25 protein-coding genes are annotated in these 23,893 nt (G+C 45.6%); 7 read left to right on the top strand and 18 right to left on the bottom strand.

All coding sequences use genetic code 11. The features are described from left to right. The first annotated feature begins 10 nt into the window (after window positions 1-10). Window positions 11-403: a hypothetical protein gene (locus ACF8OV_RS20725; protein WP_005478422.1), complete on the top strand. Its 393-nt coding sequence runs from the start codon at window positions 11-13 to the stop codon at window positions 401-403. A gap of 39 nt (window positions 404-442) precedes the next feature. Here ACF8OV_RS20725 and ACF8OV_RS20720 read toward each other — a convergent pair whose 3' ends face one another. The 4 genes from ACF8OV_RS20720 to ACF8OV_RS20705 all read right to left on the bottom strand — a co-directional run bounded on the left by ACF8OV_RS20720 (window position 443) and on the right by ACF8OV_RS20705 (window position 4,100). Continuing rightward, the gene (locus ACF8OV_RS20720) at window positions 443-1,447 is read right to left on the bottom strand and encodes a metal-dependent hydrolase (RefSeq protein ID WP_258495998.1); all 1,005 of its coding nucleotides are present in this window, start codon (window positions 1,445-1,447) and stop codon (window positions 443-445) included. Between the two features lie 333 nt (window positions 1,448-1,780). Next, window positions 1,781-2,239 (bottom strand): hypothetical protein, encoded by a 459-nt coding sequence (locus tag ACF8OV_RS20715; RefSeq protein WP_005454292.1) that lies wholly within the window; start codon window positions 2,237-2,239, stop codon window positions 1,781-1,783. A 94-nt stretch (window positions 2,240-2,333) separates the two neighbouring features. Continuing rightward, a complete protein-coding gene (locus ACF8OV_RS20710; RefSeq protein WP_005478421.1) occupies window positions 2,334-3,362 on the bottom strand; it encodes a phospholipase A in 1,029 nt (342 codons plus the stop codon). Between the two features lie 234 nt (window positions 3,363-3,596). Next, window positions 3,597-4,100, bottom strand: coding sequence for a DUF2938 domain-containing protein (locus tag ACF8OV_RS20705; protein WP_025442705.1), 504 nt, complete (start codon window positions 4,098-4,100; stop codon window positions 3,597-3,599). Window positions 4,101-4,184: 84 nt separating this feature from the next. Here ACF8OV_RS20705 and ACF8OV_RS20700 point away from each other — a divergent pair, with 84 nt between their 5' ends. Further along, window positions 4,185-4,592 carry a helix-turn-helix domain-containing protein gene (locus tag ACF8OV_RS20700; protein ID WP_020842055.1) on the top strand — a complete coding sequence of 136 codons (408 nt, stop codon included), beginning with the start codon at window positions 4,185-4,187 and terminating at the stop codon, window positions 4,590-4,592. A gap of 64 nt (window positions 4,593-4,656) precedes the next feature. Here the strand turns inward: ACF8OV_RS20700 and def are convergent, their stop codons facing one another. The 5 genes from def to ACF8OV_RS20675 form a co-directional block, all read right to left on the bottom strand. Continuing rightward, window positions 4,657-5,163, bottom strand: a complete 507-nt coding sequence (gene def / locus ACF8OV_RS20695) for a peptide deformylase (protein ID WP_025518181.1) — start codon at window positions 5,161-5,163, stop codon at window positions 4,657-4,659. A gap of 205 nt (window positions 5,164-5,368) precedes the next feature. Continuing rightward, on the bottom strand, window positions 5,369-5,620 hold the full coding sequence (locus ACF8OV_RS20690) for a DUF2999 family protein (protein ID WP_005395194.1): 252 nt from the start codon (window positions 5,618-5,620) through the stop codon (window positions 5,369-5,371). Window positions 5,621-5,720: 100 nt separating this feature from the next. Further along, complete coding sequence (locus tag ACF8OV_RS20685) at window positions 5,721-7,166, bottom strand: N-acylglucosamine 2-epimerase (RefSeq protein ID WP_180801091.1); 1,446 nt, start codon at window positions 7,164-7,166, stop codon at window positions 5,721-5,723. A gap of 113 nt (window positions 7,167-7,279) precedes the next feature. Beyond that, window positions 7,280-7,816 (bottom strand): AAA family ATPase, encoded by a 537-nt coding sequence (locus tag ACF8OV_RS20680; protein ID WP_203500656.1) that lies wholly within the window; start codon window positions 7,814-7,816, stop codon window positions 7,280-7,282. 270 nt (window positions 7,817-8,086) lie between these two features. Continuing rightward, window positions 8,087-9,433: a magnesium transporter gene (locus tag ACF8OV_RS20675; protein ID WP_274055807.1), complete on the bottom strand. Its 1,347-nt coding sequence runs from the start codon at window positions 9,431-9,433 to the stop codon at window positions 8,087-8,089. Window positions 9,434-9,645: 212 nt separating this feature from the next. On the opposite strand from ACF8OV_RS20675, the gene ACF8OV_RS20670 reads away from it, so the two are divergent. Beyond that, on the top strand, window positions 9,646-10,521 hold the full coding sequence (locus tag ACF8OV_RS20670) for a universal stress protein (protein WP_025509935.1): 876 nt from the start codon (window positions 9,646-9,648) through the stop codon (window positions 10,519-10,521). Window positions 10,522-10,566: 45 nt separating this feature from the next. Here the strand turns inward: ACF8OV_RS20670 and ACF8OV_RS20665 are convergent, their stop codons facing one another. After that, window positions 10,567-10,956 carry a MazG nucleotide pyrophosphohydrolase domain-containing protein gene (locus ACF8OV_RS20665; protein ID WP_025535246.1) on the bottom strand — a complete coding sequence of 130 codons (390 nt, stop codon included), beginning with the start codon at window positions 10,954-10,956 and terminating at the stop codon, window positions 10,567-10,569. 26 nt (window positions 10,957-10,982) lie between these two features. Next, complete coding sequence (locus ACF8OV_RS20660) at window positions 10,983-11,411, bottom strand: PaaI family thioesterase (protein ID WP_274055806.1); 429 nt, start codon at window positions 11,409-11,411, stop codon at window positions 10,983-10,985. Between the two features lie 210 nt (window positions 11,412-11,621). On the opposite strand from ACF8OV_RS20660, the gene gloA reads away from it, so the two are divergent. Together gloA and ACF8OV_RS20650 are read left to right on the top strand one after the other, a co-directional pair. Continuing rightward, complete coding sequence (gene gloA / locus ACF8OV_RS20655) at window positions 11,622-12,008, top strand: lactoylglutathione lyase (RefSeq protein WP_005481322.1); 387 nt, start codon at window positions 11,622-11,624, stop codon at window positions 12,006-12,008. Between the two features lie 11 nt (window positions 12,009-12,019). Continuing rightward, window positions 12,020-13,120: an alkene reductase gene (locus ACF8OV_RS20650; protein WP_069541018.1), complete on the top strand. Its 1,101-nt coding sequence runs from the start codon at window positions 12,020-12,022 to the stop codon at window positions 13,118-13,120. Window positions 13,121-13,239: 119 nt separating this feature from the next. Here ACF8OV_RS20650 and ACF8OV_RS20645 read toward each other — a convergent pair whose 3' ends face one another. Then, the gene (locus ACF8OV_RS20645) at window positions 13,240-13,515 is read right to left on the bottom strand and encodes a nitrogenase-stabilizing/protective protein NifW (RefSeq protein WP_021448454.1); all 276 of its coding nucleotides are present in this window, start codon (window positions 13,513-13,515) and stop codon (window positions 13,240-13,242) included. A gap of 241 nt (window positions 13,516-13,756) precedes the next feature. Between ACF8OV_RS20645 and ACF8OV_RS20640 the strand changes: the two genes are divergently transcribed. Next, complete coding sequence (locus ACF8OV_RS20640; protein ID WP_274055804.1) at window positions 13,757-15,607, top strand: acyltransferase family protein; 1,851 nt, start codon at window positions 13,757-13,759, stop codon at window positions 15,605-15,607. Window positions 15,608-15,685: 78 nt separating this feature from the next. Here ACF8OV_RS20640 and ACF8OV_RS20635 read toward each other — a convergent pair whose 3' ends face one another. From ACF8OV_RS20635 to ACF8OV_RS20620, 4 genes are all read right to left on the bottom strand, one after another. Continuing rightward, on the bottom strand, window positions 15,686-16,156 hold the full coding sequence (locus tag ACF8OV_RS20635; RefSeq protein WP_005376497.1) for an RES family NAD+ phosphorylase: 471 nt from the start codon (window positions 16,154-16,156) through the stop codon (window positions 15,686-15,688). 1 nt (window position 16,157) lies between these two features. Then, window positions 16,158-16,610 (bottom strand): antitoxin Xre/MbcA/ParS toxin-binding domain-containing protein, encoded by a 453-nt coding sequence (locus tag ACF8OV_RS20630; protein WP_005454082.1) that lies wholly within the window; start codon window positions 16,608-16,610, stop codon window positions 16,158-16,160. Window positions 16,611-16,772: 162 nt separating this feature from the next. Next, complete coding sequence (katG, locus tag ACF8OV_RS20625; protein ID WP_274055803.1) at window positions 16,773-18,947, bottom strand: catalase/peroxidase HPI; 2,175 nt, start codon at window positions 18,945-18,947, stop codon at window positions 16,773-16,775. 193 nt (window positions 18,948-19,140) lie between these two features. Then, a complete protein-coding gene (locus ACF8OV_RS20620; protein ID WP_203503144.1) occupies window positions 19,141-20,682 on the bottom strand; it encodes a glutamate synthase-related protein in 1,542 nt (513 codons plus the stop codon). 157 nt (window positions 20,683-20,839) lie between these two features. Here ACF8OV_RS20620 and ACF8OV_RS20615 point away from each other — a divergent pair, with 157 nt between their 5' ends. Continuing rightward, window positions 20,840-21,319, top strand: coding sequence for an aminoacyl-tRNA deacylase (locus ACF8OV_RS20615; RefSeq protein ID WP_005486498.1), 480 nt, complete (start codon window positions 20,840-20,842; stop codon window positions 21,317-21,319). 77 nt (window positions 21,320-21,396) lie between these two features. Here ACF8OV_RS20615 and ACF8OV_RS20610 read toward each other — a convergent pair whose 3' ends face one another. Then, complete coding sequence (locus ACF8OV_RS20610) at window positions 21,397-22,074, bottom strand: response regulator (RefSeq protein ID WP_005395226.1); 678 nt, start codon at window positions 22,072-22,074, stop codon at window positions 21,397-21,399. Beyond that, window positions 22,071-23,645, bottom strand: a complete 1,575-nt coding sequence (locus ACF8OV_RS20605; RefSeq protein ID WP_025500689.1) for a sensor histidine kinase — start codon at window positions 23,643-23,645, stop codon at window positions 22,071-22,073. Before ACF8OV_RS20605 ends, ACF8OV_RS20610 begins: the two co-directional genes overlap by 4 nt. Window positions 23,646-23,893: the final 248 nt, after the last annotated feature.

The following is a 23,893-nucleotide window of genomic DNA, read 5'->3' as shown; positions in this document are numbered from 1 at the left end:
TGGCACCGATATGAACAGCGAAGCGAAACAACTTTTTTATCATTTATGTCAGCAATACGATGCGCTCTCTCAAGATTTAGAGTCTCGCGCATTTCCTGAGTTTTCCGAGACCATCACTCATCCGCTTGGACACTGCTTTGTCCGTTGCCCTGTAGGCAGTCAGCGCTTTTCCATTGTTGCAGTCAACTTTTCGCCCTCCGTTCGCGGGCAAGGTGTGCTTACTGCATTTATCGACTACATTAAAAGCCATCCATATCATTACCAAGGCGTTGAAGTCGCTATCATTGAAAACAAAAGCTTAGCAAAACGACTGTTGTCTCTTGGATGGAAGTACAAATCTCTGTTTAGCAAGATCTTCTTTGCTAATAAGCCGACGCTGGTGAAGGACTTTCAATCGGCTTGATAGTCACTGAGTCACTCCCCATGTAACCCAAGTAAGCGCTCAATCAAAGTCCGTAAGCATATTGAGAAAAGTTTGACGGTCTTCCGCTGTACTACCTCGATGAGCAGTGTATTCGACGTGTTCATCCGCGCTGGCTTTTGGGGATAGATTGATGCCCCACAGCGCATTAATTTGGTTTGGCACGATGGAGTAACGCACATCAACAATTCGCATTTCGTCATCCGGGTCTTGCACTACAAAACCATTTGAGAACCAACGGAAACGTTCAATATCTTTCGCTTGCTGAGATTGTGGGTCGAGCCATGGAAATTGTGTTTTCACATTGAGCTTTGGTGTGGATTCGCCAGGATAGATTTTTATTGAGCGCCCCACTCTTACCGCATCCACATAGTAGTTATCTTCCGTTTCATAAATCACTTTCCAGACCAAAAGATTGCCGAAGGTTGGTTTTGCTTTTAGCAGCACAGCACTGTGCTGTCGCTCTTGGACGATTTTCCACCCGGCCGCTTCTGCTCTATCTCGTTGAATAACACCAAGTGTCAGATAAGCCAGAGACCATAGAAATGCGACACGCGCATAACTTCGATTTCGCTTCAGTGCGGCAAACAAAAGCAGGATCAAAATAGGAAGAGAGAAAGCGGGGTCGATAACCGAGATCGTGTTCCAGGCATAGCGTGTGTTGCTTATCGGCCAAAAAAGCTGAGTCCCATAGCTGGTGCAAGCATCTAACAGCGCATGGGTGCTATAACCAAGGGCACAATAAAACCAACTCTGTTGAAAGTTTAGCTCTCGTCTTTTTGCAAACAACGGATACAACACTAAAGCACAGAGAAAACTGCCAAAAGGGATAAACAACAATGAATGGGTAAAGTGTCGGTGATATTCCAAAAACAGTAATGGGTCACTTGATGAACGAATAAGTACGTCCAAATCCGGAGCCATCCCAGAGGCCACGCCTAACACGCCAGCAGCCACAATATGCCGCTTGTTACTTGCAGACTGCGGCAAAGCAGCGCCCAGTAAACCTTGCGTTAACGGGTCCATTATTTACGCCCACCACGATAACGTAGGCGAGAGAGAAGGCATGTGCGCTTCAAAATCGGTTCAAATTTAAAAACCAGAACGTTCTCCGACATAAATTATCCGTATTTAAGTGGATTGGAAAGCACGGCTTAATGATGCATTAAAGTGTTCGAAAACAAATGCTTTGATTTTAGTGTAAGAAGGAATCGCCCTATTCGCTAGTAAGAAGCGAACCTGAAGCAAGGATCGTGGTGTACGTCAGAAGTCCAAAACGGCGGATTTTTCAGACGCAAAATAAAACAAGGCGAACCAGATAGCTCGCCTTGTTTACTGAACGATTAACGACAAAAAACCTTAGTCTTGAGGGTTTTCTTTCGCGTTGATTTCAGCGTAAGTGTGCAGAAGCTCTGTCAGAGTTTTCACCCAAGCAAAAACATCCGAAGGTGTGTTTTCGAGTAGTTTTTCTACTAGTTCACAGTGTGTTTCTAGCGTGATTGCCTCTTCCAAATGGAATGAAATCGCATAGAAATGCCAAAGAACCAGTCGCGTCATTCGCTCGCTATTTTGCTTTGCATTGTCTGAGTCATCAAACGCTTGTTGAATTTCACTCAGTGCGATTGCTGTCATGCGTAGCATTGCATCAAGACGTGCAGACAACATACGGTCTTCGCTATCCACTTCTTCTTGATCAAAAGTAAACAGCTCATTCATCACGTCTTCTGGCACCATTTTACTGATCATGCGAGCACTAAACTCTTCCAGTTCATGGCGAGGCATGGTTACAAGACAATCGAAGGTGTAATCACGAAGCATAAAATCACTCTAGGTTGGAAATCAATTTCAGCCACGCATTCTAAATACTGAAATCTCAATTGCCAGCGTTTATTTCTATTGGGCTATCGAAAAACTACAGAACACCGTTGATCGCGATACCAACACCAATGCGCTGCTGATTATGGTCGTAGTCAATTAGGCTTTTGCCGTATCCAGTCGAGTATTGAGCATATCCCCTAACTTTTCCCCAAATTGGAAACAACAAACCTATCTCAGCATAGCCTTTATGCGTTTTAAAATTCTCGCGCCCCAAGAACGTCAACTCGTAATCGTCCCATTTGTAGGCGCTTGTTAGCTCAAAATGCCCCATGTAATCTTCGATATCTGGATTATCATCGCCTTTAGGATCATTCGGAAAGGTTTTTTCGTCCTCAGGTATGCGCCACCAAGGCTGGATAGAGGCGACAAAATTGTCTTTCGCAAAGGTTAAGTTGGTATAAACGCGGTTCCAACTGCGCGATAGCTCTTGTCTTTGGCCATTTGATTCATGCTCAATACCGAAACCCAGCCAAGTTGAGCCACCAAGCGGCTGCCAACTTGTAGGAGTGAAGTAAAACAGCTCAGGACGATAATTGGTTTCGCGAAACGGACGCGACGCATCCCCCGTGTATACCTGCCAGAACGATTTGAGCGTCATACCAAAAAACAGGCCATCGCCGTCAAACAACAAATCGTCGTAGTTCATTGGTACTTTAAAGCTGATTTGAAACTCAGCCTCTTCCTTACGCAGTTCATCGCCGTATTTGGTGTCGGCATACGCACGTTTGTTTACGCGGTCACTATAAGTAAACGGAAGAATGTAGTTAATTCGATGTGCAACCAAGCTAAAAGGCTCGAACGCGGTTTGCTTTTCTGATTCCAAACGTTTATCGATCAAGCTTTCTTGCGGTTCTTCTGATTCTTTCGTTGTTGATTCGACAGACGCAGTACTCGTGACGGTATCTAACTCACACTGCTTGCGAATGCTCTCGATCGTTTCTTCGCCATTGCTTTTTTTGATTGTTTCTAGCAAACATAAATCGTATGCGCTTGCGGTCTCTCCCATCGCCACCGGAGCTACTAATAAACTCAGTATCGATATCCCTGTCGCTTTTGAAGCCATCTGAAATCCTCAATAATCTTGATGTCAAACCAGACAATTCTAATTTTTATCGGTAAATCACTTGCCATAACGGAGTTAAGGTAATGTTAAATGTTGGCCGACTTTACGTCTTGGATTGATACGACAGATTTAAAAGATATCTGCTCACTATGAACAGAGCGCCAAAAAACAACCAAGAGTTGAGCATCATAAATCCAAACCGAAAACAGCACGTTTTTATGATGCTCATGCTCACTACATAAAATACTGACTCACACCTTTGATAGCGAATGCGGTAATGAATAAGCCCAATCCATAAGCCAAATGCGCCAATGTGCTAAGAAAACGAGCTTTCCAAGGTGTTGGGTTTTTACTGGCAGCAAAACCAAATCCTAAACAAGGTTGAATGACCAAAAATGGGAACACCAACGTTACCGCACCTGTAATTAAGCCAGGTGTTAGGCTAGGCTCTACCAACCAATGATGACCAAAAGCAGCAATGTGAGCCAAAGCGAAAACAACGCCAATGGCATAGTGCAAAAACCAACCGAGTCCTTTTTCTCCCGGCATCGGGTCTGTTGACATAATTGGCGCATGCACAAGCTTCCCTTTTGGCATGCACAAAACCCAGCGCGCAACCAATGCATAGTTTAATGAGGGAATACCAAACACTCTCCTTTGTAGCCAAGCCCATAAATCCATTATCAAAGTCGCACCAATCCCTATTAGCGCCGCTTGCAATCCCATTAAAAGCAGCATTTTTCTCTCCTCAAGTTTTTGATTTGTTAAGGTCTTAGTTGCATGCTACAACTTAAAGCCAACTTGAAGTCAATGAGGAATAGAATGGATATTGCAGAAGTGGTTAAAAAATCAGGATTGCCGACCTCAACACTCAGATACTACGAACAATTGGGGTTAATTCGCTCAATAGGAAGGAATGGATTGAGACGTCAATATTCGCCAGAGGTACTCAGTAAACTCAACTTAATTAGTTTAGGGCGTATCGCTGGAATATCACTTAACGAAATGGCGGAAATGTTGAATCACTCAGAAGGTTCAAAACCATACATTGATCGTGACTTACTGGCGAAAAAGGCGCTTGAGATTGATGAGCAAATAACACGTTTGAAAGCGGTGCGAGACAGCCTAAACCATGTTGCCTCCTGCCCTCATGAGTCACATATGGACTGTTCTTCATTTCAGAGGCTTATGAAGGTCGTAAAGCGTTATGTCCCCAAAAAACCGAGATAAACCACTCTACTTATTCTTGATTTAAAAGGAAGCAACTCGCGGTTGTGAGTTACTTCCTCCCATCTTACTTAGCTTGCGCTTTTACGTACTTCTTCACTTTTTTCATCGCCATTTTTTGCTTTAACGGTGAAAGGTAATCAATGAACAAGTTACCAGATAGGTGGTCAATTTCGTGCTGCATCACAATCGCTAAGAACTCATCGCTCTCGATTGTAATCGGGTTGCCATCACGGTCCAATGCAGACACAACAACTGATGTGTAACGCTCTACATCGGCATAGTATTCGGGAACAGATAGGCACCCTTCTTGACCAAGTGCTTTGTTTTCTCCGCTCACCACTTCTGGGTTGACTAAGATTAAAGGATCATTGCGTTCGTCAGAGATATCAATGACAACAACCGCCTCTTTTCTGCCCACTTGGGTTGAAGCTAAACCGATGCCATTGCCCGTTGCGTAAAGTGTTTCTAGCATATCGTCGATCAACGTTTGTACTGTCGATACATCAGTGACATTTTCTGCTTTTACTTTAAGTCTTGGGTCTGGAATGGAGAGAATTTCGAGGACTGCCATACTTACCTTTCGTTATCTGTAAATCGTAATTTCCGGCGAATTATACACACGTTTCGGCAGACATAAACATGTTGAGTTTTCGTGGAAAGACCCTTTCGTCTAAGACATTCGATTTTGCTAGAGACCAAAGAGGCACCAAGGAAGAGAAAACAATAACGCCAGAACCATTTGGCTCTGGCGGCTTTTGTTTTTATCGAAAACTCGATTACTGCTGTAGCTTCGCTTTGGCTTCTACTACTTTGGAGAAGTCTAGGCCTAGCTCTTCCACTGCTTCTTTAATCAGTACAGGATTTTGCATTACCTGCGCCATTAACGCTTGAAGCTGATCTTGTGGCAAACCTAGTTGGCTGATAGTTGCCATTGCAGCCAGAGGGTTTTGAGTTAACGCCTGAAATAGCTCGTTGATTTGCTCGTCGCTAATATTGTTTTCTTTCAACATCGCAAGAATCGGGTTCATCAAATTACCTTTAAATACTATGTAAAACAGACCCGCAGTTTACCACTGGGGTTTGTTAGTTTGCACGCAGACTTTAACCACCACACTACCATCGACCAAGTTATGGTCGAATATTGGTGAACGTTGCGGTAGTGACTCCATCACTTTGCGATGAAAGCGCTTTTATATCCGCGTTAAAGTAATATGGATTAAGTGGCATTTTACTCTCGGCTAGTCGCGCGTAGTAAAGCTTGGCGGGCTGTTTTGCCATTTGTTGCGCGTACAAATACCCGACCAACGCATGTTCAAACTGGTGGTAACCATTTCCCCAATGGAACGCTTTGGTTGATTTAGGATTCAGACCAACACCTCCGTACTGATGATCCACCCACACGTCCATAAAGGTGGGTAACGTGTATTGAAGCGTTTCTTTCATCGAACCATCGACAAGAGAAACCGTCATCGCCGCTTGATCGAGTTCTGCCCATTCCCAAGACGAGCTGTAATGCTTGTGCGGTCTTGATTGCCAAGCAAGAATGCTCTCTTGCGTCCATTTACCCTGCCATTCTGGAGAGAAGAGCGCCTTGACTTGCTCAAAGTTTTGCTGGTATTGCGCTTGTTTCAGCGTGTGTTTCATTCCTTTGAAACCAAACTCTGTCCAATTGGAATTTTCCAACAACTGACCAGTGAGATACGTCATCCAATACGCTTTGATGGTGTGTCCAAAATCATTGTGTTTCGCATCTGGCATCATTACCGCTTTGTGGTGTATCGCGCCATAAAAGCGCTGCTCTTTGTCGGAGTGGTAGTTATCCAGCATCACTTGCGTCAGCCATTGCAGATCTTGTTTCCACTTGGCTTGCGCTGCCTCTGGTAAAAGTGGCGCCGTTAACAACAAGTAGCCATTAATTTGGTCAAGTTGAGCGACTAACTCTTGCTGCTTCTCACTTTCTCCATCACCATCTTTCAAAACCCACGCCAGACCGCGATCATCGCTTCGTCGGTATTGTTTAAATATAAACGCTTGCTGGTCGATAAGTGCTTGTTCAACCTTTGGATCTTGCGTCAAGTAGTAGTACATCGCCAAGCCCACCAAGGCGTAAGCTTGGTCTTGAGAAGTTCGCTGTTGCCACTCCATCCCCGGTTTTCCACTACGTGTAAAGCTCACGAAGCCACCGTTTTTCTCATCTTGTAGATGATCAATCAGGTAATAAGCCCCTTTCTTGGCTAGCTCTAATGCTTGTTTGTCACCCGTAAGATGAAAAAGCACGCCATAAGCGTAAGTTTGACGCGATTTCATGCGTGTGTATTCGCGATCGAAGTGCGGGCTAATCCACCCTTTGTTTAATTCTTCACACGGCTTTTGTGGGTCGAGAATGACACCGTTATCACAACGAAATGTCGGAAAATTCCCCGCAGGTTGCCCATGCGCACTTTCCATCATCCAATATGGCGCTAGGCCATTTGTCACATGGTTTAACCAATCATCCCCCGAAGGCAGGTCCACATCAGCAAAGCTGTTCATGCTCGTCGTTGCGAGCAATAAGGTAAGATATTTAAAAGACATAATACTCAATTAAGTTATTGAATTTTATCCAGTATAAATAACTCCCTTTACGCATATTGTCGTCGTAGTCACAATCGCCTTAAGCATTTGTTTGCATTATTCATCTGTCTGCCTTATTCGATGACTGAGCCGAGAATAAACGCCACTCTGTCTTCGACTGACATTTTGGGCACTTCGATCAATTGATACCCAAACTTGTGATAAGCGTTGACCATCTGTTGATATGTGGCGACCGCTTCAGAAAAATCTTGTTTTCGCTCTTCATCGTTACTGAATATCGATACCCACGGTGGAAAAATGAATACTTGAGGATGATAACGAAGCGTCTGGCAATGCGTGATGAGCTCATGCGAGATTGGCAGTTGTTCCAACTTGCTGTAGCCATATACGTCCACAATACTGCGATCAAAAAATACGTCCCCTTGGCGGACATTGAAAGATCGGTAGTTGCTCACTTCTTCTTTTGTCATTTCATCTCGAAAGGCTTGTTTGTCATTCCAAGGTAATGCTGAACCGTGATTCGCAACCTGCGTTTGTATCACGTGACGACCAGTTTCTGGCGCGCAGATAAAGCCTTGTATTTTTAGTTGTTCGATAACCGAGGTTTTTCCTGCACCGGGACCACCAGTGAATACGATGAGTTTGTTCAAAATCTTTTCCTTATTTTTTGTTTGAGTGAAGTAATGCGTGTACGGCCAAGAAAATTGGCATGGCATTTGGCACACCAGCGTTAAGCGAGATCGGCAATGGAAAGTTTTGGGATAGAAATGAGCAGTGAAAAATATTGATGAAATGAAAGCTTAAACGGCGTGTTCAGCGTTTATGAAAACGGAGGAATTTTGAGCAAACCAAACTTGCCCAAAATATTGGGTTGGGAAATGGAGAGATTGGATCATTAGGTTAACGCGTCAATTGGCTTTCTATATCAAGAAGATTGCACCTAAGCCTAAGAACGCAAAGAAACCGACGACATCAGTAACGGTTGTTAATACTACCGAGCCAGCCACGGCGGGGTCAATGTTAAACTTCTTCAACGTGAATGGTATCAACGTCCCCGATGCCGCGGCCGCCAAACTATTGAGGAAAATTGCACAACAGATAATAAGCGCCAATGGCCAAGAGTCAAACACCATATAGACGACACCCGCGATGACTAATCCCATGATCAAGCCATTAATGGTGGCGATTTTTAATTCCTTATTCACCAATAGCTTCAAGTTACTTTGGTGCAAGTGGTTTAGTGCGATACCCCGAATGGCCACCGCTAAGGTTTGGCTACCTGCGATGCCGCCCATACTCGCCACAACGGGCATTAAGATAGCAAGCGCTACAACTTGCTCGACCACATTATCAAAAATACCAATGATGGCAGAGGCAACAAAAGCGGTCAGCAAGTTAATCACCAACCAAAGTGCTCTTAGCCTTGTCGCCACAGTTAATGGTGTGAACAAATCCTCTTCGCTTCGTACGTTTTCTGCCACTACAGCTTGTAGGCTGAGTTCACGCAAGGTAATCGCGATGGTCGCCATCGACAAAACGCCCATAATTTTGCCACCAGCCATGATAGGAAACCAATGCGCTCCACCATCAATCGAGACCTGTTTACTGACGCTTTGAATCGTTTGGGTATCTTCCAGAATTGGCGTGACTACGGTCAAGTCTGTGAGTTTGGTATGGTTCTCATGCAGCAACAGGGTTTGAGGTTCTATCGTCCCAATAACACCTCCGACATCACGCACGATGATCAATCGCACCGGGCTTTGTCCGCGTTTTAACAACTCGGTTTTGATGCCTCCTACGCTGTTTTTAGGATTTGCGACTAAAAAATGCGGCTCGGCATACCTCCCCACTTTGTTATCTTCATACGACAGCGCTTGTTGAATGTGCGCGACCGACTCTTCACTTTGGTCGATAAGGTACTCATCCACAAACTCGGTCGGTAGAAAGTCTGCAAAGATGATCAGTTCCGAATCCGTTATGTACGCTAAGCGTTCATGTTGCAGCTCTTTGTTGAGTGATTGATGAATGTGCTTGGCGGTGTCATATCGCAGCAAATTTAATACCGTCCAGTACTTCTCTGGCGGCACCGCTTCTATCACGCGTTTACGATAAGCAATGTTGACCGACTCCAAAATGTTCGCGATTTGCGCTTCCTGATAGTCTTTCAAAAAACCGAGGTCTTCGGTCGACTCTATCGCTTTAATGATCTCGGCAAGCAAATGAGGCACTTTGCGATTAATTTGTAATTGGCTGGAATCTATCATCATTGTCACCGATTTCCTTGGGCATCACGTTAGTGTCAACACGATGTCTATTACCTAAAGGCATGAGATCCTGATGTTAAAATTCTAGGCAATGGCACGCACAATTGCGGAATTTATATTTTGCTCGCAGAAACAGAACGTCTTTGCATAAGGGGATGGTATAAACTTTTAGTGTGCATTAGGCGCATTTGCCTCGTGTGATAATGGAGTAATCAATGGCACCAGTATTTTTTCTGACTCAGCAAGCCGCCTTACCAAGTCGTAAGGTGCTTCGTAAAGTGATTCAGTTTGCGACAGCGCTGGCTCAACCCATCGTGGTATTGGTGGAAGATCACCGCCGGAGTGAAGATCACGCGTTCGCGCATTTCCTTAGTTTCAACTCTGACCATATAGAAAAGAGACAAGCTGAGTTTGAAGCTTGGACATCAAAATTCAAAGACTTCGTTATCGAACTTTGTGAAGAAGAGGAAGTTGAAACGCCAACACTCTCTTACGAGCATTTCAAAGGGAGTCATTGGATTGCTCAAGTCGCGAAACGGCTTGTCGACGACACAGATTTACTGCTCGTGGGGCATTTTAACAAGCACGACATTCAAACCTTACTCACCGAGCTAGCAAAAAACGATTGTGATTTATTGCTATTAAGTGAGCGTTCATGGCCTTCTCACGCCAACATGCTTTGCGCGATAGATCCGCTTCATCGCGGAGATGCAAAATCGGTCGTAGATAAAGCCATCGTATCGCGAGGCTCAAAGCTAGAAAAAACCTTGAGCGGAAAAATGACGTTAGTTTACTGTCGCTACGTTGCGCCTTATCTGTCTCGTTATCGTGCAGAGATTTTGAGCAACCAAAAAGCAGGCATTACGGACTTTATTACTGCGCAAAAGTTAACACGAGTACCACTACTGCTGCCAGAAGGAAACCCTGAAACAGCGTTACCAAAAGCAGTTAAGCAATCACAAGCGGCAATTCTGATTATGGGCGCGTGTAAGCGAAGCATGTCATCCCAATTTTGGTCTGGCAGCACTGTAGACACGTTACTTGATCAACCTCCTTGTGACCTGCTGCTCGTCAATAGCACGAAGGATTGATCAGGCTTCCCCATCCCGCCGCATCTTAAATAATATCACGCGCAGTTATTGGCTCTTCATGGTCTCTAACTGCGCGGCTTCATGTTCCGCGTTCAAGGCTTGTTTCTGCTGCTGTTTAACCTTATCCCAACTGCGTCCCGATTCAATTGCAGATACACGCTGCTCGTATTTAGTGCAGGCTCTTTCGAGTACTTTCTCAGGATCTATGCCCTTTTCTCTTTCCAACGCTTTTAATACGTTAAGATAGTTCCACAACACATCGCCTAACTCGTCTTCCAAATGACAAAGGCGGTCCTCACGAATCTCTTCACGGACTTCATCGACTTCTTTGCCAATGGCCTCCAGATAAGTCTCTACGCCTTTAAACCAAGTGTTGGTTTGGTCATATTGAGATTTTCTCGTCGCAATTGCGTACAGCTCATCAAATTTCTTCATTATCTCTCCGTAGAACGAGTTTTTATTTACGCCTCTTTAGGACGAATAAACTTCCCTTTTGCCGTCACTCTAACTTCATTATTGACCAGTAATTGAGCCACCAGTTGATATATACCGCGGCGTTCACCTTCACAGTGTGCAGTAATCGAGACATGCTCATCTAGCTCAATAGGTGCATGGTAGCGCACATCCAACTGCGCGGTAAGGGCTTGAATGTCTCTAAATAACAAACAGTGCGTCATTGCACCATCGAGCAGCGAACTCGCAATACCACCATGCAACAGGTCGGTGTAACCTTGATGACGCGGTAAAAAGTGAAACTCTCCGACAACAGAACCATCGGCTAGGCACTGGTAGTTCACAGCCAAAGAGTTAGGATTTGCATCGATTGAAGAACAAACCGCACATTGATAATGAGATTCGTGAGTGGAATGAAAGTGACTGTTTGCGGACATGTTAAGTACTCAGCTTGTAAAAAGAGTAATTAGCATATGCCAATTATTAAAAAGAAACGGCGAGTAATCTTTGTTTGCACGTTGTAGGGCCAACAACCTCATTATCCATAACGTTAAATAATCATTTTCATAATTAACGATAATTTCCAGTTTATTTAGAGTGGCGATAAGGTTTGCATCGTGATTACGCAACGTTATGAAAGGCGACTTATGAAGTTTCTCCACACGATGATCCGTGTTGTTGACCTAGACAAATCTATCGAATTTTATACAAAAGTTCTGGGTATGAGCGTTTTGGATCGTTTTGAAAACCAAGAATACCGTTACTCACTGGTGTTTGTTGGTAGCCCTGATCAACCAGATGGCGCGACCATCGAGCTAACTTATAACTGGGATACCGGCAGTTACGACTTAGGTAACGCATTCGGACACATGGCGCTTGGGTGTGAAGACATTTACGCAGCTTGCGAAAAAATCAAAGCGCTTGGTGGCAACGTCACTCGCGAACCCGGCCCAATGAAAGGAGGAGAAACGCACATCGCCTTCATTAAAGATCCCGACGGCTACCCAATCGAACTGATTCAAACTAAACAATAACAAGGTTTCCTATGACAGATGCATTATTTCAACCGATTCAATTTGGCTCTCTCTCATTAAAAAACCGCATCGTTATGCCTCCGATGACGCGCTCTCGAGCCTCTCAACCGGGTAATGTTGCCAACGACATGATGGCCACCTACTACGCTCAACGCGCCGAAGCGGGATTAATCGTTGCTGAAGGCACACAAATTTCACCAATGGGTCAAGGCTACGCGTGGACACCGGGTATTTATAGCCCAGAGCAAATTGCTGGCTGGAAAAAAGTAACTGATGCAGTGCACGAGAAAGGCGGCGTTATCTTCGCGCAATTATGGCACGTTGGTCGTGTGACTCATCCTGACAACATCGGCGGCGAGCAACCTATTTCTTCTTCTGCGCTTAAAGCAGAAAACGTGAAAGTATTTATCGACAATGGCACAGACGAACCTGGCTTTATCGACGTGGTTGAGCCACGTGAAATGACCAAGCAAGACATCAAGAATGTTATTGAAGAATACCGCCAAGCCGCATTAAACGCGATAAAAGCTGGGTTTGATGGTGTCGAACTTCATGCAGCAAATGGCTACTTGGTTAACCAGTTTATCGATTCTGAAGCGAACAACCGCACTGATGAATACGGCGGCTCAATTGAAAACCGTCTGCGTTTTCTTGGTGAAGTGGTCGAAGCAATGACGCAAGCCATTGGCGCAGATCGTGTTGGTGTTCGCCTTGCACCATTCACTTCGTTAAACGGCACCGTTGATAGCACACCAGTCGACACCTACACCGCTGCTGCTGCGCTGCTTGATAAACTCAATGTGGTTTACATTCACATTGCAGAAGTGGATTGGGACGACGCGCCAGACACTCCGCACGACTTTAAAACCGCAGTTCGTGAGGCGTATAAAGGCACACTGATCTATGCCGGTCGTTACAACGCAGAAAAGGCGCAACACGCGATTGAAAGTGGCTTAGCCGACATGATCGGTTTTGGTCGTCCATTTGTTGCAAACCCAGACTTACCAAGCCGCATCAAGCATGGCTATCCACTGGCAGAACATGACCCTGCCACATTGTTCGGCGGCGGTGAAAAAGGCTTAGTGGACTACCCTGCATATCACGCGGGTTAATTCATCTGCGTAAAGCTGATTCGCAACTCGCGACAAACCAATAGCTAACCCAAAAGAACCTTGCTCTTCCCCCTGTGACGCCAAGATGCAGGGTTCTTTTTTAGGCAAACCACCAAGAATTAACGTCTTTGACAAGATGTACAACCTCGGCACGCAGAACGCGTCGTTTTACTTAGTAAACTGCGTTGTACTTTACAGTAGGCATTTTTCAGTGCGCGGCGGCCTGAAAACCAATCATCCGGTTTAGTGAGGATTAAGTAGCCGTTAAACCTCTTAACCAACTCGGTTCGATTGTTTTCGATAAATCGGCTATCAAACTCGATTTCGAAGTAATCCAACGCTTCTTCGATACAAGTAAAGCTGGCAATTTTTTCCTGAATCGTATTCTTTGTCATTGTTTCTTTAGCGTTATCATTTTCAATGAATTCTAAGAGCCTCGCGCTTTACGTTCTTTGATTTAGCGCTTCTTAACATCACTCTTTCTGGGATTTCCATATTGAAATTCAATTTGGGAATTCGTTATTTCTCCCAGCCTTTTCATTTTGACAATCAATTTAAGGTGCTGATTTAAAGCAATATTATTTCTGGTTCATATTTTGCTCTACTTCGTTAAACGGAATGTTGGAGGGACACAATATGACTTACAGAGCGGAAGTAGACGGATTAAGGGCGATTGCTGTCACGTTAGTGATTTTGTTTCATTCAGGAGTTGAGCAATTCGCTGGTGGCTTTATTGGCGTCGACGTGTTTTTTGTTATCAGCGGCTATTTGATCACCACCATCGTGATTAACGATTTGGAAAACCAGAAGTTTAGCCTCGGTGATTTTTATGAGCGACGCATTCGCCGCATACTTCCCCTGCTACTGGTGGTGATTACCGTCAGCTATGTGATGTCTTGGTGGCTATTTTTGCCACAAGCACACAAAGACGTTGGTCAGTTCGCAGTGTCTTCTATTCTTTCTTCATCCAACATTCTTCTGTATTTAAAAGGCCACAATTACTTCGGTTTAGAAGATCAAGCCAATCCGCTATTTCACACCTGGAGCTTGGGCGTTGAAGAACAATACTACATTGTCATTCCTTTGCTACTCATGCTACTCGCTCGTGGCAAAAACGCGTTTTACCTGACTTTTTTCATCGCGGTATTTGCGCTGAGTTTGATGACTATTGTTTATGCGAGCAACGATCCTGATTTCGCCTTCTACATGATCTTTTCTCGTGCTTGGGAGCTGGCAACCGGTTCATTACTCGCATTAGTAATGAGAAAAACCCAAGTTCAATCCAACGATACGCTGGCAACCATTGGCATCGTTTTGATATTGGCCTCTGCACTTTTGTTTGAAAAATCGCAAGATGGCGCGGGTATCACTTTGCTGGTGCCAGTCATCGGTAGCGCGTTAGTGATTTTGTTTGCCTCTAAAGACAATGTCTGCGGTAAATTGCTGAGCCTAAAATGGGTCGTGTTCGTCGGCTTAATCAGCTACAGCTTGTACTTGTGGCATATTCCGCTATTTGTGTTTTACCGCTACATGCTGGACTCAACTCAAGACGTCAATATCTCGCTTTACATTGCCGCTCTTTTTGTACTGTCTTACTTCACTTGGCGCTTTGTGGAAAAGCCGTTCCGCAGCCGAAAAGCCACGAGCATGCGCACTGTGTCTGCGGTTGTTGTAGTGTTGACGTTACCCTTGCTGACGTTCGGCGTTATTGGTCATCAAAACGGTGGTTTTCCAGAAAGAAGCGCATTTTTCGAGGCCATGCGCGTTAACAACGGTTACGGTTTAGATTGCAACGGCAACACCGACGTTAACGATGTGTGCTCGTCTGCGCCGCAGCCTACCATCGCTGTGTTAGGTAATAGTCACAGCATGGTTTACGTAAAGCGTCTGTCCGAAGTCACACCAACTGGCGTGGTGCAACTTACTCAAGATTCCTGTGCGGTCGGTTATGTCGACATCCTCGAAGCTGCTGGCTCAATTTCTTGCCGACAGTTCTTCAAACAGGCAGTCGATACCATTTTGCGTACCCCTTCTATTCGTCGCGTCGTTATCTCTTCCAACTTCAATAAAGAGCTTTCACAAGCTGATTATGAGGCATCATTAACTGGATTGTTGAATGAACTGGAAGGGAAAGAAGTGGTCGTTTTCGGCCCAACGCCTTCTGCACCGTTTGCGGTAGGAGAATGCCTTTGGAAAGCGCGTTTGTTTGGCGAGCAGGAAGAGTCTGTATGCGATTTCTCCCCCAAGCGACATCACCCTCAAAACGTGGCGAAGTTAGTGAACTACTTTGATCAATTTGAGCACGTTGAGTTTGTCGACTTGACCGATGCCATTTGCAGAAATGGTGTATGTCGAATGAAAGTTGGTGCGAACAACGCCATGTATACCGATGACAGCCATTTGTCTTACAAAGGTGCTGAGTTGGTGCTTGGGCATTACCACAGCAGTACGAATGAAACTCAACAGTTCACTTACGACCGACAATAACCAAGGAATTAGCTTTATGCTTCAGCGCTTATCTCAGGTAAGCGCTGAATATTTTAGAGCAAGAGAAAGCCAACGCCTCTATTTGAAAATGCGCGGGTCAAACGCGAAATCGAGCTTTTCAGCTTTCTTGATGATCTCTTTCATTTTGGGATGATTTGGATTCACCACGTAGTTTTTATCACGAGGTGAAATCGTTGAAGGCACTTGCAGCGCGGCAAACTCAGGATGAGGATCATTGAGAAACTGATCACCAATGTATTGCGTAGACTCGCTCGCCGGTATTGCTCGCCACGTCACTGGGAGATCTTCTTCATCTAAGGTGGCGATGAGATATTCTGGCATTTCAATACGATATAAATCGTACAACTTGGTGATAGCTGGATCGTTGTTTACGTGAACAAACACTTCCAACGAGCAAAGGGATTCCGATTCAGAGAAGTAGAGGGCTTCGGTTCCTTTTGAGTTCCATCGCCCTCCAAATAACTTTGCGCCAACGGGGCTGAATGGCGTGTCAGCAAATTTCTTTTGTGTGAGACGATAGAGCTTCATATTACGAGAACACCCCGTGCTCTAAACGGCCGATCAAATCTTTCACGATTTCAAAATCCACCGTGGTCGAGACCATGTCTAGCGGCCTTTTTCCACCTAAGCCGTAAACATTCTCTTTCATCCATTCAAGCGCGCGTTCTTCGTTGTCAAACAGCTCTGTCGCGAGTTTTAATAACATCGCTAATCGATAAATCGCATCACTTTCTTGCGTATTGAAGCGTTCATCGTTTTTTAGACGACGCTTGATCGTGCTGACAGGTATCAATGTGACGTTTTGAAACTCATTTTGAGATAGCTTCACACGCTCAACAATATTGCGATACACCTTAGGTTCAAAACCTTTGTGAACCGCATCAGTGCGGCCTGTCTCGGCGTCTTCAATACCCAACATAAACCAGAAATTGGCTTTATGAGGTTGTTTCGGTTTGAAGCTTTTTAATGCTGCAGTTGCCATATCAAGCTCCTTTGGTTCATATGGTCTGGTGATTATGGTTCAAATGAGCTTAATTTTCAAACAAAGTAAAAAGCCACGTAAAGAAAAAGGCGAGCATTGCGCCCGCCTCTCTTACTTATTCATCAACTTTGTTTACGCATCTATCGATGAACAGCGTTTCACTTATTGCAAGTCAAAACGATCCGCGTTCATGACTTTCGCCCATGCAGCGACGAAATCATGGATGAATTTTTCCTGATTATCATCTTGCGCATACACTTCCGCGTACGAACGTAGAATCGAGTTTGAACCAAAGACAAGATCCACTCGAGTCGCCGTCCATTTCACTTGGTCTGTTTTACGATCACGAATTTCGTATTGGTTCTCACCCGTTGGCTTCCATGTGTAAGCCATATCGGTGAGGTTTACGAAGAAATCGTTCGATAACGTACCCACACGGTCGGTAAAGACGCCATCTTTGCTGCCACCGTAGTTGCTACCCAGAACGCGTAAACCACCAATCAGTACCGTCATTTCTGGTGCTGTCAAACCCATAAGCTGAGCTCGGTCGAGCAACAACTCTTCCGGCTTCACCACATAGTCTTTCTTCAACCAATTTCGGAAACCGTCAGCCACAGGTTCAAGCACTTCGAACGATTCCACATCCGTCATATCTTGAGAAGCATCGCCTCGACCTGGTGCGAAAGGCACAGATACATCGTGGCCCGCCGCTCGCGCAGCAAGTTCAATACCTACGTTACCAGCAAGCACGATAGCATCAGCAACGCTACAGCCCTCTTTTGCTGCGATGCTTTCTAGCACAGCAAGAACACGACTTAGACGCTCAGGCTCGTTACCTTGCCAATCTTTTTGCGGAGCCAAACGAATTCTCGCGCCATTTGCGCCGCCACGTCGGTCAGAGCCACGATAAGTACGGGCACTGTCCCAAGCGGTGGCGACCAAATCAGCGATAGACAAGCCACTCGCTTCGATTTTGCCTTTCACAAGATCGACGTTGTAGTCCGTTTTGCCTGCTGGCGTTGGGTCTTGCCAAATCAGATCTTCGCTAGGTACATCTGGGCCTAGGTAGCACGATTTTGGTCCCATATCACGGTGAGTCAGTTTGAACCACGCACGGGCAAACATATCTTCAAAGTATGCAGGGTCTTGTTGGAAACGCTCTGAAATCTTGCGATATTCAGGGTCCATTTTGAGTGCCATATCGGCATCGGTCATGATTGGATTGTAGCGCTTAGAGCCATCTTCTACATCAACAGGCTTGTCTTGTTCTTCAATGTCGATAGGCTCCCATTGCCAAGCGCCGGCTGGGCTCTTCTTCAGTTCCCAATCGTATTTGAAGAGCAAATAGAAATAACCGTTATCCCATTGAGTCGGATGCGTTGTCCAAGCCCCTTCCAAACCGCTTGTTACCGTGTCACGACCAATACCACGAGTCTTGTGGTTCATCCAACCAAGGCCTTGTTCATGCACGTCAGCGCCTTCTGGATCTGGACCAAGGTTGGCAGCATCACCGTTACCGTGACATTTACCCACGGTATGACCACCAGCCGTTAGTGCAACAGTTTCCTCATCGTTCATTGCCATGCGCGCAAATGTCACTCGCATGTCTTGCGCCGTTTTCAGTGGATCTGGATTGCCATCCATCCCTTCTGGGTTCACATAGATCAAGCCCATCATTACTGCTGCAAGTGGGTTCTCTAAATCACGCTCTCCGGAGTAACGGCTGTTTTTCGCGCCACTTGGCGCAAGCCACTCTTGCTCAGAACCCCAATAGGTGTCTTTTTCTGGATGCCAAATATCTTCGCGACCAAAACCAAAGCCAAAGGTTTTAAAGCCCATCGATTCATAAGCCATGTTACCTGCGAGAATAATCAGGTCGGCCCAACTTAATTTGTTGCCGTACTTTCTCTTGATCGGCCAAAGAAGTCGGCGTGCTTTGTCTAGGTTGGCGTTATCTGGCCAAGAGTTGAGAGGGGCAAAGCGTTGGTTACCGGTTGCGGCACCACCACGTCCGTCTGCGATACGATAGCTACCAGCCGCGTGCCATGCCATACGAATCATCAAACCGCCGTAGTGTCCCCAGTCTGCTGGCCACCAATCTTGGCTGTTTGTCATTAGGTCTTTTAAGTCTTGCTTGAGTGCGTCGACGTCCAGTTTTTTAAGTTCTTCTTTGTAATTAAAATCTGGACCAAATGGATTCGTTTTGGAGTCGTGCTGATGCAGGATGTCTAAGTTTAAGGCATTCGGCCACCAATCCATCACCGACTTGTCTGTAGATGTTTGTCCACCATGCATAACTGGACATTTACCTACTGAACCGCCGTTTGTATTGCTCATATTGTACTCCTTTATTTTGTAGCCTCCTTGGCTACTCATTCTCTACTCAATGCGAAAAACATTGAATACCTGACCAAAACAGCGTAGTCCACTTGACGCAAGAAAGAAGTCTTTTTCTTCAAAATTTGCACGCTGTTTACAAGCTTTTACTGTTACCAAACATGTACATATATGCGTTTTATATGGATTCAGATCAGATTGGATTTACCCCTGAATACTTAACGCCCGACAATCTCGCCATGTTTTGATCCCACGTCGCTAAATCCCGAACATTGAATTGGCTGAGTGAATCATGACCGCACGCCCTTGCCATCACTTGCATGAGCTCAACCGATGATTCAAAGAAATTTTTCAGTTGTTGAGACGATTTTTCAATATCGAGACGCTGCCTCAAATCGGCATTTTGCGTCGCAATGCCTGCCGGACAGCTATTGGTGTTGCAGATGCGAGCTGCAACACAACCAATTGATTGCATCGCGCTATTCGCTATCGCCACGCCGTCTGCACCGAGCGCTAACGCTTTGACAAAATCCATAGGAACGCGAAGTCCACCAGTGATGACTAACGTGACACGGTCACTTGCGCCTTTTTCATCTAAGTATTTACGTGCACGAGCTAAGGCAGGAATGGTCGGTATGCTAATGTGATCACGGAACATGGTTGGTGCCGCGCCCGTGCCACCACCACGGCCATCGAGAATGATGTAATCGGCACTCGCATCGAGCGCAAACTGGATGTCTTGCTCAATATGGTTAGCACTTAATTTAAAGCCAATCGGAATACCGCCAGTAATGCCACGAACTCTGTCGGCAAACTTTCTGAAATCGTGAGTAGTATGAAGATCGGTAAAGGTTGGTGGCGATATTGCAGGTTGCCCTTCAGGAATGCCCCTCACCTGAGAGATCTTACCAACGTTTTTGTTGGCAGGAAGATGGCCTCCTGTCCCTGTTTTCGCACCTTGTCCACCTTTAAAGTGAAAGGCTTGAACCTTTAGGAGCTTGGATTCGTCGTAGCCAAACTTCGCACTGGCTAGCTCATAAAAATACCGCGAATTAGCAGCTTGCTCTTCTGGCAACATGCCGCCTTCCCCGGAGCAAATCCCAGTTCCGGCTAACTCCGCACCTTTTGCCAGCGCGATTTTCGCTTCTTCCGAAAGCGCACCAAAACTCATGTCCGACACCAATAAAGGAATAGCGAGCTTGAGCGGCTTACGTGCGTTTGGCCCCACAATCAACTCGGTAGACACGGGAACATCTTCCAACAGCGGTTGTGTCGCCATTTGCGCCACCATGATTTGTATTGCATCCCAATGTGGTAACAAGTGCCTAGGCACGCCCATTGCAGCCATCGGCCCATGATGACCGAGCTTAGAGAGCCCTTCTCTGGCAAGTTGGTGAATAAATTCTAGAGTTGGCTCCTCTTGAGTATTGGCAGCGGCGAGCTTTTCACTTTTCTCTCGTTTTTGATCGGGGCCTTCTTTGCCCACTTGCTCGGCGGTAAATCGTTTATGCGTACCGTCGCAAAAAGGCGCATTGGCGGTGTGCTTGCACTGGCAGAGATAAGCATCTTCATCTTTTTCCGCAGTAAAGCTCATTGGCTTCATCCCAGTTCCAGAATGCGAGCCGTCACAATAAGGTTGCTTTTTTGATCGCCCACAACGGCAAAAATAGTATTCTTGCCCGGCCTTCAATTCGACTTTGATCGGCTTGTTATCGGCGATGATTGGCTTGCTCATGTTGCCCCCTAGTTATTGTTTTTCACCATGCTTTGTCGCTGGCTTTCAAATAAGCGTAGAACAGGAGCCAAAGAGCGTCAGTGCAAGCGGAGTAAAATGCGCGATTGCGACCGTCCTCTCCTATACTCTTTATGGGTCTCATACACGTGGAGGCTATATGACGATTGCAACCCGATTAGATGAATATTTGACTGAGCATAACATTCACTTTCAAACCGTGAATCACAGCCACAGTCATAGCTCGCTACAAAGTGGTGTTGCCGCAGGTGTGCCTTTAATGAATATCGCAAAAGGTGTGATTCTTGAGGATCATGAAGGGCGTCATATGATGGCGGTCTTACCTGCCAACAACAAAATCAGTTTGTCGAGATTAAACGACGAATTTAACGCCACCTTCCACTTGGTGAAAGAGCGCATGGTTTATCGACTCTTCACCGATTGTGAACACGGCGCTATTCCGCCGATTGGTAGCCCTTACCACATGTCGACAGTTTGCGATGAAAGGTTAGCAAATTTGGAACATGTCTATCTCGAAGCCGGCGATCATGAAACTCTGATTAAGCTGGATAGAAAGGCATTTAAAGATTTGATGAACGACTGCAAATACTTAAGATTCAGCAGTGAAGTTCTGCATTAAACTTGCCAAAATATGTCGACATTTCGTGAAAAAGGCTCTTTCAACAAGAGCCTTTCTTTGTGCTTTATCTCAAACACTTAGCTTTCTGAAACTAACTTATTGCGATAAACCCGAGTCGGTCGCCCTACTTTCCCGTGTTCTAAAAAAGCCACCAACTCACCTTGCTCAACGGCTTTATCCAAATAACGACGCGCCGTGCTCTTACTGATGGTTAAACTTTCCGACACACTCAATGCGGTGTGCTCGACATGCACGTGCGTAAACAGGTCCACCACCTGACGGAACATAAAAGGATCTAAACCAGCCAAATCCGTTGGCGTGCCTTTTCCAAGATGGAACAAGTCATCAAGCTGCGACTGTCGAAAACTCTCTTGGCTACGCATATGGTTTTTGACCTTTGCGAAACGGAGCAAGCTTTCGGTTAGTCTTGAGTAATCAACGGGCTTGACGAGGTAATCAAATGCGCCGAAACGATGGGCTTTTTGAACCGTAGATGCGTCATTGGCCGCCGTGACCAAAATGCATTCTGGTTTCTGGTCGCTCTCTAACCATTGATAAACCAGCTCGACACCTTGCCCGTCTGGCAAGTAGTTGTCGACGATGACCAAATCCGGCTTAGTATGCGTCACTAGCTGCTGGGCAATGTGAATACTACCAGCAATACCGACGACTTGATATTGTTCCACTTGCTCAATGAAATGGTGATGAAGCTCTGCAATGTTGGGATCATCTTCCACTATGACTACTTTTATCATCCTAACTCCTTGGGGAAATAGATCGTAAACGCGGTTTCTTGCTCGTCACTGTCCAACTCCATATGCCCATTGCCTTGCTCAACGATGGAACGTACAAGGTACATGCCTACTCCATGATCGGCTTTGTTTTGCTTAGTGGTAAAGCCCAATTCGCACAACGCATCAAATTCACTCTCGATCAGCGGGCCATTGTTCGAAACCTGAATGGTGTACTCGCAGGCCGATTCTGAAATACCGATGTGTACATGACCGTTCTCTCGTCCTTTCACCGCTTCCAAAGCGTTTTGAGCTAAATTGCCAATCAACCCACACAATTGTTCTTCTGACAAACGGCGAGACAGCGCGCTCAAATCACTTTGGCAGTCAATGCTCAGTGCCACACCCAGTTCGTTGGCTTTGCTCGCCTTTGCCAAAATCAAGGCTGACAAGGCCGGTCTGCTATTCAGCGCATGTAGCGAATCCAGTTGTGATTGACTGGCTTTCGCTTGCGACAAACAAACTGAAAGCGCTTTATCGTAAGCCCCCATTTGTAAGAGGCCCGAGATAGTCGAAAGCTTATTTTGATACTCGTGACGCGCAACGCGCATGTTCTCCATGTACTGCGTCACCTGACTGATTTTCTCCGAGAGTACGTGCATCTCATTTTGGTCACGCAAGCTAAACACTGCGCCATAAGGCTCACCTGTCGACGTACGAAGCGTAACTCGGTTCATCACCAAGTTTTTGCCATTCACGCGAATCAATCCATTAATGTAATCGTCACCTTTCAGCGAAAAACTTTCTGGGTTATCTATCCCGTCGGTAAATACGTTGCCAAGCTCTTGATGATAGTTGAGCATAGCGCGAGCGGAATCATTAATAAGATACAAACTTCCCTCAGAGTTTATCGCGACCAATCCTTCATACGTCGCTTGCAGCACGCCTTGATGCGTTTTTAATGCCTGCTTAAGCTGCCAAGGTTCTAACTCTTGCATTTGAGTTCGAACATAGCGAGAAAACTTCCAAGACAACCAAATACAAATACCGACGGCAATGATTCCGAACGATATCAAGGGCAATAACCGTTCGCTTGTCCAGAGATCCAATGTATCAATCAAATAGCCAACTTTGATCATGCCAATCACATCGCCTTCATTGGAAAAAATGGGAGATATGTAACGAACCGATGGCCCTAAAGATCCCACGCCATAAGAAAGATAGGACTCGCCGTTTTCCAGCGCTCTTTCAATGTCACCTCCCAATACAGGCAGACCAACGCGTTCAGCGACAGGATGTGCCAGCCGAATTCCTGCGCGATCACTCACGGTGATAAAGTCCGCATCACTCACCGCCTGAACCGCATTGATGATTTCTGACGTTTTGCTTGCGCTACCAGACCCAACAGCGGCAATAAGGCTGGACAATTGCGAGAGTTGCTGCGACTGAACTTGAGCACGCAGGCTGATTTGATGAGTGAGGATGTCGTCCAACTGATGAGCACTGTAACTCCACCAACTCAACATGCCCAATAGCATTACACCACTAAGCAATACGGCCAGTTGTTTGGTAAAAGAAAAGGAAGCAAACGGCACGATAGGATTCCAAGAGATGACTTGCCCTAAGTTTACCGCAATTCCTTATTCGACTTAGGGGCTCTCACCATGAATTTTGACGCGGATCTCAGTGGTGATTTTTATGACTTTTATTAATTTAATGCGTTTATTCTCAATTATTTTTCAAACAGATTTTGTCGTGACATGCAAATTGATAAAGCACTCAAGTACGTCGTTGATGAAATTGATTTTTCTCAGTTTTTTGCCATTTCCAAACCCTATGATGA

The sequence above is a fragment of the Vibrio sp. GLN_1 genome (genome assembly GCF_043106015.1).
GTDB classification, from domain to species: Bacteria; Pseudomonadota; Gammaproteobacteria; order Enterobacterales; family Vibrionaceae; genus Vibrio; species Vibrio parahaemolyticus.
The sequence above is the reverse complement of the archived record's forward strand: the minus strand, read 5'-3'. Positions and strand labels throughout refer to the sequence as shown.

Excerpts from the sequence above, each read along its gene's own strand:
- ACF8OV_RS20725 (WP_005478422.1), top strand. The coding sequence starts at position 11 with ATGAACAGCGAAGCGAAACAACTTTTTTATCATTTATGTCAGCAATAC.
- ACF8OV_RS20720 (WP_258495998.1), bottom strand. The coding sequence starts at position 1,447 with ATGGACCCGTTAACGCAAGGTTTACTGGGCGCTGCTTTGCCGCAGTCT.
- ACF8OV_RS20715 (WP_005454292.1), bottom strand. The coding sequence starts at position 2,239 with ATGCTTCGTGATTACACCTTCGATTGTCTTGTAACCATGCCTCGCCAT.
- ACF8OV_RS20710 (WP_005478421.1), bottom strand. The coding sequence starts at position 3,362 with ATGGCTTCAAAAGCGACAGGGATATCGATACTGAGTTTATTAGTAGCT.
- ACF8OV_RS20705 (WP_025442705.1), bottom strand. The coding sequence starts at position 4,100 with ATGCTGCTTTTAATGGGATTGCAAGCGGCGCTAATAGGGATTGGTGCG.
- ACF8OV_RS20700 (WP_020842055.1), top strand. The coding sequence starts at position 4,185 with ATGGATATTGCAGAAGTGGTTAAAAAATCAGGATTGCCGACCTCAACA.
- def (WP_025518181.1), bottom strand. The coding sequence starts at position 5,163 with ATGGCAGTCCTCGAAATTCTCTCCATTCCAGACCCAAGACTTAAAGTA.
- ACF8OV_RS20690 (WP_005395194.1), bottom strand. The coding sequence starts at position 5,620 with ATGAACCCGATTCTTGCGATGTTGAAAGAAAACAATATTAGCGACGAG.
- ACF8OV_RS20685 (WP_180801091.1), bottom strand. The coding sequence starts at position 7,166 with ATGTCTTTTAAATATCTTACCTTATTGCTCGCAACGACGAGCATGAAC.
- ACF8OV_RS20675 (WP_274055807.1), bottom strand. The coding sequence starts at position 9,433 with ATGATGATAGATTCCAGCCAATTACAAATTAATCGCAAAGTGCCTCAT.
- ACF8OV_RS20670 (WP_025509935.1), top strand. The coding sequence starts at position 9,646 with ATGGCACCAGTATTTTTTCTGACTCAGCAAGCCGCCTTACCAAGTCGT.
- ACF8OV_RS20665 (WP_025535246.1), bottom strand. The coding sequence starts at position 10,956 with ATGAAGAAATTTGATGAGCTGTACGCAATTGCGACGAGAAAATCTCAA.
- ACF8OV_RS20660 (WP_274055806.1), bottom strand. The coding sequence starts at position 11,411 with ATGTCCGCAAACAGTCACTTTCATTCCACTCACGAATCTCATTATCAA.
- gloA (WP_005481322.1), top strand. The coding sequence starts at position 11,622 with ATGAAGTTTCTCCACACGATGATCCGTGTTGTTGACCTAGACAAATCT.
- ACF8OV_RS20650 (WP_069541018.1), top strand. The coding sequence starts at position 12,020 with ATGACAGATGCATTATTTCAACCGATTCAATTTGGCTCTCTCTCATTA.
- ACF8OV_RS20645 (WP_021448454.1), bottom strand. The coding sequence starts at position 13,515 with ATGACAAAGAATACGATTCAGGAAAAAATTGCCAGCTTTACTTGTATC.
- ACF8OV_RS20640 (WP_274055804.1), top strand. The coding sequence starts at position 13,757 with ATGACTTACAGAGCGGAAGTAGACGGATTAAGGGCGATTGCTGTCACG.
- ACF8OV_RS20635 (WP_005376497.1), bottom strand. The coding sequence starts at position 16,156 with ATGAAGCTCTATCGTCTCACACAAAAGAAATTTGCTGACACGCCATTC.
- ACF8OV_RS20630 (WP_005454082.1), bottom strand. The coding sequence starts at position 16,610 with ATGGCAACTGCAGCATTAAAAAGCTTCAAACCGAAACAACCTCATAAA.
- katG (WP_274055803.1), bottom strand. The coding sequence starts at position 18,947 with ATGAGCAATACAAACGGCGGTTCAGTAGGTAAATGTCCAGTTATGCAT.
- ACF8OV_RS20620 (WP_203503144.1), bottom strand. The coding sequence starts at position 20,682 with ATGAGCAAGCCAATCATCGCCGATAACAAGCCGATCAAAGTCGAATTG.
- ACF8OV_RS20615 (WP_005486498.1), top strand. The coding sequence starts at position 20,840 with ATGACGATTGCAACCCGATTAGATGAATATTTGACTGAGCATAACATT.
- ACF8OV_RS20610 (WP_005395226.1), bottom strand. The coding sequence starts at position 22,074 with ATGATAAAAGTAGTCATAGTGGAAGATGATCCCAACATTGCAGAGCTT.